The organism is Collinsella sp. An271 (genome assembly GCF_002159695.1).
GTDB classification, from domain to species: Bacteria; Actinomycetota; Coriobacteriia; order Coriobacteriales; family Coriobacteriaceae; genus Collinsella; species Collinsella ihumii.
This window is the reverse complement of sequence record NZ_NFJE01000001.1, coordinates 111,818-125,346: the sequence shown is the minus strand read 5'-3', so window position 1 is coordinate 125,346 and position 13,529 is coordinate 111,818. Positions and strand designations below refer to the sequence as shown.

At 54.2% G+C, this 13,529-nt stretch carries 7 protein-coding genes; 5 read left to right on the top strand and 2 right to left on the bottom strand.

Annotated features, from left to right (window positions below; translation table 11 throughout):
• Positions 1-5: 5 nt before the first annotated feature.
• From B5F74_RS00540 to B5F74_RS00525, 4 genes are all read left to right on the top strand, one after another.
• The gene (locus tag B5F74_RS00540; RefSeq protein WP_187119127.1) at positions 6-2,261 is read left to right on the top strand and encodes a hypothetical protein; all 2,256 of its coding nucleotides are present in this window, start codon (positions 6-8) and stop codon (positions 2,259-2,261) included.
• A complete protein-coding gene (locus B5F74_RS00535) occupies positions 2,258-3,469 on the top strand; it encodes a hypothetical protein (protein WP_087199140.1) in 1,212 nt (403 codons plus the stop codon). Before B5F74_RS00540 ends, B5F74_RS00535 begins: the two co-directional genes overlap by 4 nt.
• Before the next feature lie 101 nt (positions 3,470-3,570).
• Positions 3,571-4,878, top strand: a complete 1,308-nt coding sequence (locus B5F74_RS00530) for a glycosyltransferase family 2 protein (protein WP_204212367.1) — start codon at positions 3,571-3,573, stop codon at positions 4,876-4,878.
• 38 nt (positions 4,879-4,916) lie between these two features.
• Positions 4,917-6,722, top strand: a complete 1,806-nt coding sequence (locus B5F74_RS00525) for an S-layer homology domain-containing protein (protein ID WP_087199138.1) — start codon at positions 4,917-4,919, stop codon at positions 6,720-6,722.
• Positions 6,723-6,782: 60 nt separating this feature from the next.
• On the opposite strand, the gene B5F74_RS00520 is transcribed toward B5F74_RS00525, so the two are convergent.
• Positions 6,783-7,232 (bottom strand): hypothetical protein, encoded by a 450-nt coding sequence (locus B5F74_RS00520; protein ID WP_087199136.1) that lies wholly within the window; start codon positions 7,230-7,232, stop codon positions 6,783-6,785.
• A gap of 384 nt (positions 7,233-7,616) precedes the next feature.
• On the opposite strand from B5F74_RS00520, the gene B5F74_RS00515 reads away from it, so the two are divergent.
• On the top strand, positions 7,617-10,145 hold the full coding sequence (locus tag B5F74_RS00515) for a chemotaxis protein CheB (protein WP_087199134.1): 2,529 nt from the start codon (positions 7,617-7,619) through the stop codon (positions 10,143-10,145).
• A gap of 189 nt (positions 10,146-10,334) precedes the next feature.
• Here the strand turns inward: B5F74_RS00515 and B5F74_RS00510 are convergent, their stop codons facing one another.
• Entirely contained in the window at positions 10,335-13,481 is a 3,147-nt protein-coding gene (locus B5F74_RS00510; protein ID WP_087199132.1) for an EAL domain-containing protein, read from the bottom strand.
• Positions 13,482-13,529 lie beyond the last annotated feature (48 nt).

Below are 13,529 nucleotides of genomic sequence, written 5' to 3'. Positions count from 1 at the left end.
GTGCCGTGAAACGATTTATTATTTCGGTCGCCGTTATGACGGTCGTGGCGATGTTCCTCGCATTCCTGTATTTCGGCACCACTATCGTGATCGATCTCAATCCTAATGCCCCGTTGGAAACATGGTCTCGGACCGAGGATAAAACAATCCAGATAAACACCGGTGACGGCTGGGAAGACTTTGAGATTCGCGGCGTCGATATGGGCATCGGTATCCCGGGTCACTTCGCGACCGATTATGCTATCGATAAGGATACGTATCTCAGGTGGTTCAAGCTCATCAAGGAGATGGGCGCGAATACCGTTCGCGTCTACATTCTCCAGAGTCCATCATTCTATGAGGCCTTGCTGGAATATAACACTGACAACCCTGACCCGCTCTATCTGATTCATGGCGTCTGGATTGACGACTATAACCAGAATTCCCATATGGACGGATTCGATCCCGATTACAAGGACCGCTTCATCTCCGACTGCCGAACCGTCGTAGACGTCATTCATGGACGTCGCTGGGTTGAGCTCGGCCGACTTACGGCATCGGGTATGTTCGTATATGACGTCTCAGAGTGGGTTCTCGGCTATATCATCGGCGTCGAGTGGGAAGCACCGACTGTCGCCTATACCGACAACTCGAACGAGCTCATTGGCTCCTACCATGGCAAATACATCAGCACCACGTCTGATGCGAGCGCGTTCGAGATCATGCTTGCCGAAGTCGGCGACGACATGTTGAACTACGAGGCGGCGCGGTATAAAGAGCAGCGACTGCTTGCTTTCAGCAACTGGGCCACCACGGACCCCTTCGATTACCCTCGCGCCATCGAGGTGTTTTTCGAGAAGTACACGAAGGTCGATGTGGAGAACATCGTTGCTGAAGATGCTCTCGTTTCGGGAATGTTCGCTTCGTACCACATCTATCCCTACTATCCCGATTATCTACAGTATCTGCCGCAGTACGCCAATTATGTTGATAAGTACGGTGACAACAACACGTATCTCGCCTATCTTGAGACTCTTGCCGATTACCACACTATGCCAGTGGTAATCTCGGAGTTCGGAATTCCGAGCGCGCGCGGTTCGGCCCAGGTAGACGCAAACACAAACCGTAATCAGGGAAGCATGAGCGAGTCCGACCAGGGCTTGGCTCTGGTTCGCTGCTACGACGACATTATGACTGCAGGCTGCTCGGGTTGCTGCGTGTTCGCTTGGCAGGATGAATGGTTCAAGCGTACATGGAACACCATGGCGAATGTCGATCTGCTTGAAACGCCGTTCTGGAGCGACTACCAAACGAATGAGCAGTACTTCGGATTGATGTCCTTCGATCCGGGCAACGATCGCAGCAAAAGCTATGTCGATGAGGATAGGGAAGAGTGGACTGAAGACGACATCATCGGTACTTCCGACGGGCGAACCTTGTCGATGAAATACGATGAGAAGTTCATCTACTTCATGGTCGAAGGCTCAGATGTAAACGAGGGCACCAAGCTCTATCTGCCTATCGACACGACACAGAAGAGCGGGTCGAAAACTTCCATTAACCCCCATGTCACCTTTGATAGAGCGGCAGACTTCCTTATCGTTCTCGATGGGAAGAATAACAGCCGTGTCCTTGTCCAAGAGCGATACGAAGTTCTCCGAGCCATGCAGCTTCGTGCGATGACCGGTGAGGACCCATATATCGACATCCCGGCTTCCGATTCATCGAACTTTATGCATATCGATTTGCTGCTCCAGACGTTGACGGACACGTCAGTCATTAAGAACGCCGTTCCGGATGACAAGATTCCTGTCACGGATAAGTACTTCTACAAGTCGTATGAAACCGGAAAGTTGACGTACGGCAACGCTAATCCTGCTAACAAAGATTACAACTCTCTTGCTGATTTTTGTTTCGGAGGCGGTTTCGTCGAGATCAAGATCCCTTGGCAGCTGCTGAACTTCTCGAACCCGTCGGATATGCAGATTCATGATGACTACTACGAGCACTACGGTGTAGAGAACATGTCGCTCGACACCATGTATATCGGTATTGGTGATGGGGATGACACCATCTCGTTGTTCAGCAAGAAGATGGTCGGCTGGGGAGAAACCGTTACCTACCACGAGCGCCTTAAGGAAAGCTATTTCATCATGCAGCAGCTTTGGGCTAACGATGTGAGCCCAGAGGCCCTGCTCGCAGAAAACAGTCCGGAAGTCGCCGCCGCCGAGGAGGCGGCGCGCAAGGCCGCTGCTGAGGCTGTGTCAGGTGATGAATCATGAGTGTTCAGGTAATCATTGGCTTCTACGCTATCATCTGTCTGATGATGATCATCTTCAATCTGTCGTATCTTCAGATTGAAAGCATTCGTAGCTGGTATTTATCTCGGCAGACGATGTATCTCAGTAAAGAGTTGCAGGAGGAGATTGCTCGTAACCTCGATTTTCCAACCGATGAGCATCGCGCCATGCTTCGCAAGAAGCTCAGGCGACTTCCCGGTATGGAGTCGTTCGACTACACGATGGAGCAATTGTATAAAGATTCACCAAAGGCCTCCGAGCATTATCTCAACGGCATATCAACGGTATTCGAGGACCTTGTACCTTATTTCTCGAAAGGAGATCAGCTTCGTAGGGCATATTTTGCAGCCATCACGAAGCGCTGGTATCGAGCGCGGCCTTGCAATCCTAAACTTATTGATGCGTTCACCGGTTTCATTACTTCCCATGCGCTGTACACGCGTCAGAATGCTCTTGAGGCGATTGTCGAAATCGGTTTGCCCAGGGACATCTCGCGTGCCGTCCACGTGCTCGACAGCATCGAGTCGGAGCATAGCTCTCGACTTGTCTCCGAGACGCTGCTCATGTACCCCGGCGATCGCGACGACCTCGCGGATGCGCTGCTCTCCGAATTCGATTCGTTCTCACTTCAGATGCGCGTCTGCTTCATCAACTTCCTACGCCTTTCCGACTCCAGGCGAATCGGCCAGGAAGGGGCCCCGGAGGATCGCTATCGCTTTATCAAGAACATCATGGATGACGAAGATGAGGAACTTGATCTTCGTTTGGCATGCGCTCGCTACTTCATGCACAACCCGTGGAACCCCGCACTTGCTACTCTCCTCAGGTTTGCGCGCTCCGATTCTGCTGCCCTTTGGGAGTACGCTGCGGTTGCGGCTCTTGTGCTTGCATCGTATCCATGCCCGAAGACAATCCGCGCTCTCAAGAATTGTCTGCGAAGCCCTGTCTACCATGTTCGATTCAATGCCGCCCAGAGCCTGTATAAGCTCGGTCTGAATCTCGAGACCGACCTGGCGGACGTGCTCAACGGCCCCGACCGATATGCTCGCGACATGCTGCTTTATCGTTGGGAGATGGAAAAGAGGCGCAAAGAATACAATGAGCGCCGCCGTTCCCAGCAGCAGGCTGAGGCGGAATCGTCTGAACCCACCGCGTCGGGAGACGCCGTTTCCATCGGAGGTGCCGCATGAGTCCCGCTGCAGCATTTGTACAAGGCTTTCTTTGGGCAGTCGGCGTATTCTTCGTCATCTATCTCATCGGCTACGCAACCTTCTTGTTCCTATCGGTAACAGTGGGTTCAACCCTGCTCAACCAGCGCAAGCATGAGGCCCGGTACCGCAGCCATATCGCAAAGGACTGCTTTGTCCCTATCAGCATCATCGTACCCGCGCACAACGAGGGCGTTACCGTCGCGAGTTCGGTAACGTCCCTGTTGAAGCTCGATTACTCGCTGTATGAGATCATCGTGGTCGACGATGGATCAACGGATGATACCGCCGAGAAGGTCATCGAGGAGTTCCTCCTCGAACGTATGGAGCGACCGGTCCAGCTCCGCATCAAGACGCAACCCATCAAGAGTATCTGGGTGGGGGAGGCCAACGGCATTCCCATCACGCTTGTCTCCAAGGAGAACGGCGGTAAATCCGATGCATTGAATACCGGTATCAATATCTCCAAGTATCCGTACTTCATCTGCATCGATGCCGATTCGGCGTTGCAGCGCGACTCGTTGCGCGAGATCGTCGCCCCTGTCATCGAGGACGACACCGTGGTCGCCGTTGGCGGCCTTATCCGTCCCGCAAACGGCATCACGCTGAAAGACGGTCGAATCCAGACCTACTCGCTGCCGCACAAGCTCATCCCTGCCATGCAGGTGCTCGAGTACGACCGCTCGTTCCTCTCTGCCCGCATCCTGCTCGATCAGTTCAACGGCAACCTCATCATCTCCGGCGCATTCGGCATGTTCAGGAAGGACATGGTCGTCGCTATCGGTGGCTACGACCCGACGACCGTCGGCGAGGACATGGAGCTCGTCACACGCTTGCATGTGTTCTGCCGCGGCAACGATATCCCGTATCGAATCCGTTATGCCCCCGATGCCATCTGCTGGAGCCAGGCTCCCGAGAACCTCAGCGGTCTTATCCGCCAGCGTAGGCGTTGGCATACCGGTCTATTTGAGGTCATGACGAAGCATGCGCGCCTGTTTGCCAACTTTAAGTTCGGCACCATCGCGACGCTTTCATATACGTACTTCCTTATCTATGAGCTTCTGTCACCGGTAATCGAGCTGTTCGGTATCCTGACGGTCATCATCGCGTTCCTGTTCAATTTCATCAACGTTCCGTTCATGATCGTGTTCTTCATGATCTACGCGGTCTTTGGAGCGGTTATGTCGCTGACGGCGTTCTTCTCACGCGTCCAGACGAGGGACTTGCGTCTGACGGTGCCCGACGTCATCCGCGCTGTCGTCCTGTCGATTTTCGAGGTCACCATCATGCGATTCATTCTTGCGGTCGTCCGCATGCTGGCACTTGTTGGCTATCGTAAACGCAAGAACGTATGGGAACGCGCCGACCGAACCGAGCTGCGCGCTTCGTAATCATTGATACGTAAATATAATATGGAAGGAGAAGAACTATGAAAGAAATCCCAGTTCGTCGCAGGGCGGTGCTTGCCGGAATTGGCTATGCCACTCTAGCTTCAGCACTTCCTAAGCCCGCAATTGCAGTGGACGCATTCTCCCAAAGCGTAAGTGCAACGTGGCAGGATCCCAATAATCTCGTGCTTATCTGGGAATCTCGTTCTGACCATTCTTATGAAATCTATAAAAGTCAATCCGCGAACGGGCCTTTCGATATTATAGGATCTTCCGAGTCGAACTCTTATAGAGACGACGATGCCGATTACCCTGATATCTATTATTACAAGGTTCGTGAGCTTGATTCTCGAGGTCAAAAAAGTAGGGAGACATCTGCTATTAAATCTGGTACGAACGCTCGCAAGGTTTTCCCTGTGGCTGTTCTCATGTACCATAACTTTATCTCCGAACAGGATATTGATAACGGCTGGACGTATGATAAGTACTCATGTCATCCTGAAGATTTCGAAGAGGACTTGAACTACTTTAGAGAACAAGGTTATACGACCATAACTTCTCGAGATTTAATTGACTTCATTTACAAATCTAAGCCGTTACCAGCTAAACCTTTGATTATTTCAATTGATGATGGATCATGGGGTGTGTATACACATTGCTGGCCCTTGCTTACGAAATATCGAATGAAGGCCGATTTTAATCTCATCGGCAAACGCGTTGATGATGGTTGGGATTTTGTCCAATCTGGTGGCGACCGTATCCATGACGATGATCCATATTGTGAGTGGAACGAAATCAAAGAGATGCAGGAAAGTGGCACAATCAATATGTGCTCCCATACCTACGGTCTTCATTACTTTATCGACGGTGGTAGGCACGGTGCAAACATGGTCGAAGGGGAGACTGAAGAGGAATACACTGAAGTAATTAAAGAAGATTATGAGCTTGTTTTGAGGTGTATGGAGGGCTGGACTCACGTTAGGCCCACTACCATGGCTTATCCTTATTCAAGAAGAAGCAGCACAACTGACCGAATTATTCTTGCAAATACAGACTATGAAATCTTGATGGCTGGTGCAGGCGCGAGAAAGACCGAATTGAATTATTTCGTTGACGGGACTTCTCCGGAGTTTCAGCTTCGATTGATGAGTAGGCCTTGTCGACTAGACGGTGTCCCCGCAAAAGAGTATCTTGATCAAGCAATTGTTGAGGATGTATCTAACGGAGTAAACCGGTTGGTAGATACCTTCGCATTAACTGATTCTGAATGCTCGGAAATCGCTCGTTACTACACATCATATGACGATGTCGATCCAGAGTCTTGGTATGCGGGTCCCGTTTACTATGCTTACGTCAACAACATTCTAAGCGGCACAACTCCTGCAACCTTCGAACCGTTCACTCAGGCTTCTAGAGCGATGGCAGCTACGGTTCTGTATCGTTTGGAGGGCAGCCCCGTCGAAAGCTCCGAGGCTTTCATGGTGGATGTTCCGAAGGATGCTTGGTATTACAATCCCTTGAATTGGGCAGCTCAAAATGGTGTTCTTGCCGGTATAGGGGAGGGAATCTTTGAGCCAGAACGTGCGATAACTCGCGAGGAAATGGTTGTAATTCTTTACAGGTATGCAGAGAAGCTTGGTGTTTCCATGGCCTGCTCTTCCAGCAAATTCACTTCGTATCCCGATTATAAAGATACATCCAATTGGGCGGTACAGTCCATGACATGGGCTACGCATGTTGTGCTTCTTACGGGAATGGACTCGGGAGATCTGGCTCCAAGGGCTACTCTCGATAGGGCTCAGCTTGCAACCATGATGATGCGATTCTGTCGGGATATAGCTGCATAGCTATCAGATAGTAGAACCAATCGGGCCCGTACTTCGGGCCCGATTGGTTAATTAGGGGTGCTACTTCGATATGGTCTCAATGACAATCGAATCCGTCTTCTTGTCGTAGATCGGTTTGCCGCCGCGCCTGATGATACGTGAGGTTCGTACATCCTTTTGTGCGGTCTGAACCGAACCGCCTTCGCGAAGAACGACATCAGGACGAGGGTCGACATACTGGTTGTTGGTCTTTGGCTCGTGCTGCGCCTGCTCGATGGCCTGCTTTCGTGCCGCGGCAGATCCGCTGCGGGGTGTGGTGCCCCTATTCGCTTCCCTCTGCGTATCATTGCGCTTCGGATGTTCGCCATTCTGCCCATTTGAATGAGAATCGATAGCGATCAGTTTGCCGTCAATAACGTTCAGACGCCAATCAACCTGTTTAAGTACGAGAAGCACCCGAATAAGAAGGACGCACAATACGATGCAGATAACCAAAAGCACGCCAACGAGCGCCAAAATCCAGGTCTGCAATTAATTCGCCTCCTCTTTACCGATTTCTAATATCAACATGACAGTATAACGGTACCAAAAGCAGAACGAATACATGTGTTCAAACAGGTAGTTAATCTTCGGTTTCGAAGATAATTGATTGATGTGGACATCGTAGAAGACCAATTCCCATGCTCACCGGGACATGAATTGGTTGAACCCCATCACTGCTGCAGCGATAAAGTATGCGAAGCAGGATCAAGATTGGAGCGACCACCCACCGGATATCGGCGAATTGCGGAGGGTTGTTGCTTTATCAACAGGTATAGTGGTAGTAACCGTAAATACGTCATTACGTGTACGAATGCCTGCTTCGACGGTACCGAACTCGCCCGCACACGTCATACAGTCAGAAAGGTCGGGCTCATGGCGCAAGATAAACGGAAACGCAAGGACCGTAACGCCGCCTCGTTCGTTGTGGGAGTCGGTGCATCTGCCGGTGGGGTAGAGGCGCTGCAGGAGCTGTTCCAAGCGCTTCCGCCCAACAGCGGGCTGGGCTTCGTGGTCATCCAGCACCTCTCGCCGGACCACCGCAGCCTTATGGCGGACATCCTGGGCAAGCAGACCGACATGCCGGTTCTGCAGGTCGAGCAGGACACGGAGATCGAGGCGGACACCGTCTACCTCATCCCGCCCAAGAAGAACCTCACCATCGCCGGCGGCCGCCTGCGCCTGTCGGACTATGACCATGCGGTGCTGAACCACCCCATCGACATCTTCTTCGCCTCCCTTGCCGAGGAGTACCGCGAGCGCTCCGTGGCGGTCGTGCTCTCCGGTACCGGCACCGACGGCACGAGCGGCATCCGCGCCGTCAAGGAGAGCGGCGGCCTCACCATCGTCCAGCAGCCCGAGAGCGCCAAGTTCGACGGCATGCCGCGCAGCGCCATCAGCACCGGGCTCGTCGACTGGGTCCTGCCTCCGCGCCAGATCGCCGACGAGATCGTGAACTTCGCCCGCTACCATATCGACCTCATGCCCGAGGACAACCTGGGCGCCTTCAGCGACGAGGAGAGCCTCTCGCGCATCTACCTTGCGCTCAAGCAGGAGGTCGGCATCGACTTCACCTACTACAAGCGCTCCACCATCCTGCGCCGCATCGAGCGCCGCCTCATGGTCACCCACACCTCCTCGCTCGCCGAGTACGCCGATGTGCTGGACGACGACCCGGAGGAGATCTCCACGCTTGCCAAGGAGATCCTGATCGGCGTCACGAGCTTCTTCCGCGACCCCGCCTACTTCGAGGTCCTGAAGAGCCGTGTCATCACGAGCATCGTGCGCAACGCCGGCGAGAACGAGCCCATCCGCGTCTGGAGCGCCGGCTGCTCCACCGGCGAGGAGGCCTACTCGGTGGCTATCCTGTTCCGCGAGGTCATGGACGAGCTCCAGATCAAGCGCGACGTCAAGATCTTCGCCACCGACATAGACGTCAAGGCGATCGAGAAAGCCGGCAAGGGCGTCTTCGGCGAGAGCATCATTGAGGACGTGACGCCCGAGCGCCTTGCGCGCTTCTTCGTGAAGCGCGAGGGGCGCTACCACATCATCAAAGACGTGCGCCAGATGGTCATCTTCGCGCCGCACAACATGCTGTCCGACCCGCCGTTCGGCAAGCTCGACCTCATCTGCTGCCGCAACGTCATGATCTACTTCCAGCCCGTGCTACAGCGCAGCCTGTTCGCCATCTTCCATACCGCGCTCAAGAACGGCGGCTACCTGTTCTTGGGCAAAAGCGAGACGGCAAACGAATACCCGAACGTATTCCAGCCCGCTTGCTCCACCGAGAAGATCTATATCCACAACGGCGCCGGTAAAATCGACAGCCCCGCGCCCACGTCGTTCAACATTCCAACCGTCCAGGCGGTGCCCACGCGCCACACCATTCCCGACTCCGCGCGCTCGGTCGATTATGGCCTGGAGAGCATCTACACGAACTACCTTGAGCGGTTCTTGCCCGCATCGGTCATCATCAACGAGAACAACGACGTCATCCATTTCTTCGGAAACTACCTCGATTTTGTGAGCATCGCGCCCGGAAAGGCCACCTTCAACCTGTTCACCATCGTGAACAGGGACCTGAGCCTCGCCGCCTCCACCGCTCTGTCACGCTGCCGCTCCGATCATGAATCGGTCACCTACGAGGGGATCCGCGTGGATTGCCCTTCCGGACCGAAGGTCATCGACCTTGTGGCGCAGCCTATCCCCATGCCCGGAAACCTTGATGCCGATCTTGTCGTCATGCTGTTTATCGAGCAGCGAGCGGACGCTCAGCATCAGGAGGGCATCATCGAGAAATACGATATCGAGGCGACAGCCGCGCGCCGCATCGCCGATCTTGAGAGCGAGCTGCGCGAATCGCAGAGCGACCTGCAGTCCACCATCGGTGAGCTCGAGACGGTCAATGAGGAGCTTCAGGCGGCAAACGAGGAGCTGCTCACCGCAAACGAAGAGCTGCAGAGCTCGAATGAGGAGCTGCAGTCGGTCAACGAGGAGCTCTACACGGTCAATTCCGAGTACCAGCAAAAAGTCGACGAGCTCACCATGACGACGAACGACCTTTCGAACTTCCTGTCCTCGACGATGATCGGCATCCTGTTCATCGACGAGAACTTCAACATTCGAAAGTTCACCGAGTACGTTGGTCGTGAGTTCCAACTGATGGATCACGATGTGGGCAGGCCCATACAGATCTTCGCCCATAGCTTCCCCGATGAGGACATCGTGGGAGACGCGGAAACCGTTCTCAAGAACCTCACGCCGATCGACCGCGAGATCACAGCGATGAACGGCCGTCATTACACGTTGCGCATCGCGCCCTACCGCACGACGGACAACACCATCAAGGGACTGGTCATCACCATCATCGACAGCCTCGGTAGCGAAGCGCGAGCGCACGCATAGCAAAGGCCCGGGATGCATGTGCTTCCCGGGCCCATTCATTTGGCATGGTTGAGCATGGATGCATCTGATCCATGTCCCACGCTCTCTAGTGGAGGCTCCGGCCCCGAGAATTGCCGAAAAATCACCTTCCGAGCCTCCACTGCAAAGCAGGACTTCGTTGACGGCGCCGCACGTACGGGACAGCGACCCTTACACTTCGAAATACTTCCGCTCAAATAGATCGACAGGCATCGGGCGATCGTAGTAGAAGCCCTGGCAGACGTTGCAGCCCTCTTCGACCAACGCTCGCGCTTGGTCAATCGACTCGATGCCTTCCGCTATGCAGCACATGTTTTGGCTCTTGCAGATATCCGCGATGTTTCGAACGAGCAAGCGGCTCACCTCGTTGCCCGGCAGGTCGTCGATGAGACTGCGATCGAGCTTGATCGTGTCGAAATGCACGTTTGCGAGCACCGATGCGTTTGAGTAATGCGACCCGAAATCGTCGAGAGCGACGCGCAGACCTAGAGAACGGTATCGCTCGACAACCTCAGAGAGCGTATGGTTGCCCAGGTCGATCGCGGCCTCGGTGATCTCCATTTCAACCTTGTCGACGGGTATCTCCGGATACCTGCTTAGAATCGCAAGCACCGACGCCAACGCCGTGGAGCCAAGCAGCGTGTTGCGCGAAAAGTTGCTCGAGATGGGCACAACGGTAATGCCCCGGCTTTTCCAAGAGCTCATGGTGGCAAGCATCGCATCAAACACGAAGTAATCGAGCTCGCTTATCGTTCCGTCTTCCTCTAGTCGACGAATATCGCTCGCCGGGGCATTGACCACACCGTCGCTGCCGATAGACCTGGCAAGCGCCTCTGCGCCAACAAGGGCTCCGGTGCGCATATCAATTTTTGGCTGCAGATAGATGGTATATCCGCCTTGAAGTGGACGGGGCGAAGTGAAGGGCAAGGGGAATGACGTCTGCTCGGTATCGTTCGCCCCATGATCGTTTCGATGTCCCATCCTCACCTTGTGGGAGTTGTCCCGTTTTGCGACAGCGCGCGCTTCCGAGAGGATTCCGTAGACGTCGCGCGAGTTATCCGACCACGAGCTTCCCAGTGAGAACCAGTCCGGATGCAGGCTGTGCAAGGCGAGCCGCGCTTGACCGCATCGTTGGATAAAGCTGTTATAAGGTTGGTTAGGGGAGAGCGCGACGAACTCGATATCGCTTGTATGGAAGACAAGCTCCTCTCCAAACAGTGAGGTGAGCAGCATGCGGACTTTGATATACAGATCGAATACGCCCTTGAATCCAATTTCGTTCGATACATCCTGTAAATCCGCGAGGGTAACGACAAGCATGCCTGCGGAGCCCCAAAGGTTGCGATTGGATCGAGCAAGCATCATCTCGAGATCGCGGTCATCGTGCAAGGAGAAATCAGACGCAAGAACCATCGGGTCTTTCGATCGAGACGCCCGCGTCAACCTGATCCATTCATGCAAGATGCGGCCGCCGAGACAGGAAGCGAGCGACCAGGAATTGAGATGGTCTGAAGGGCCATCGATGCACAGCGCCATCGCGCAGGCTGCGGCATGGGAGATGGGGATGATGGAGAACCTCCATGGATCTTGATTCTCGGAGCCATCAGGGTGAGAGGCCGAGTGCCTGTGCGATACGAATACGGGTCTGTCGGAACCCACATTCGCTAAAATGAACGGAAAGCGCGAGACAGGCGTTTTAGAGAACAGGCTTTGGATGCTCATGATTGAAGGCGCCGTCCACTCGTAGAGCACCGTCATGGTCTCGTCATCCTTGGGCATCATGAGCACATAGGCTCTGCGAGCCCGGTAATACAACCCCGCGGCCCTCAGTGCAACGTAGACTGCCTGCGAGGGAGCCTCAGCATCCTGCATGGCGCGCAGTGTCTCCGCGTAGGCGACAAGCTCCTCGCGGCTCAGCGAGTCGATATCGGGAATATCGGACATGTCCGCTCGCACCGTTTGCTGCACCATGGTCAGGTCGCGCAGCGCTAACGGGTCATCGACGACATCCCCATCTTCACTAGCTGATTCAGCCGTGTGCTTCAACGCCATTTCGTATGCATTGAGTGTTGCGACGTTGAAATCGAAGGTGCGTAGGAAACCGAAAACCGTCGATGCGATCAGCCGTACTGACGCGAGCGCCTCTGAAGAGGTGGCATCTGCATCACGGAAGCTGTCCCGCACCGCCTTGAACACGCCTGTCAGTCGACGTTTGACCGCCGAAGAGGACGGAATCTTGGGAAAGAAGATACCGATCGTGGTCTCGTTGTACAAATACGCGATGCAATCGGTGTTCATAAAGACGCCGATTGCCGTTATGAGATCCGCCCGCAGGTTCTCTGAAATACCGCTAGCTCCATCCAGCACAATTGCGCAAATGGCACACACATCATTTTGCGACTCGTCGCCCATCAACGAATTGATGAGCAGCTTGGCATAGCCCTGCGAGTACAGCTGCGTTTCCCGATCCCGAACAGCGGAAATCTCGGATTTGGCCTCCCAGTTCGAACGCGAATCGCATGCGTTCACATAGATCGACGCGATAAGGTCATCGCCCTGTTCTGGCATGCTGACGCATACGGCAATGCGCGCGTTCATTATGGTGCTGCCGGCGCCGACCATGCGATAGCGTGCGACCGACCAGCGTCTTCCTGCCTGGTACCGCTCAACAAGACGGCAGGGATCCAACAACTCACGATACGATGTCTGATCATTCGAAGAGAAGAGCGTGGCGGCACCCATTTCAATCGCGTTGGCATAAGGAATCTCGCGAAGCAAGCGCACCCGACGCTCGTCGCGACGCAACAATAAACGCATTCTGCCACGCGAGATGTTCGCTTGACCAAAACGCATGAGGTAAGGGTACAACACTTCGGGAAACGTTCCCTTTACGGGAAAACGATCCTCAAATGCCGAACGGGGCGCCGAGCGCATGCCAACCGCATAGTCGACAGTGCCATCCTCAGATACATGAAGCTGATAGGAGAGGGAACACCACGCGAAATCCCCCGTCGACGGCTGCTTCAGGCGAACGGATACGATTTCACGCTCATGCCCCCGATCGATAGCCCGGAAAAGGGAGTTCAGGTCCTCGATGGAATCAGGGTGTACATGGCCGCCATCTATGCACGAAGCAGGGGCATCTTCAAAAACAGAATGGACGCTTTCTCCCTGCTCGTTGAACCCATACACGTCTAGATGCTTATCGGAAGGCGTATAGACCCACAGCTCGCTATCGGTCCTCATCAAGGCCATCTCGAGCCATGAACGCAGGATTTCGGGATTCTCGAGATTAATGTGAGGGTTTATCCCTGCCAACAGTATGCACCTCCGAGATCAGAACCGGACTCATCCGGCGCATGTTGG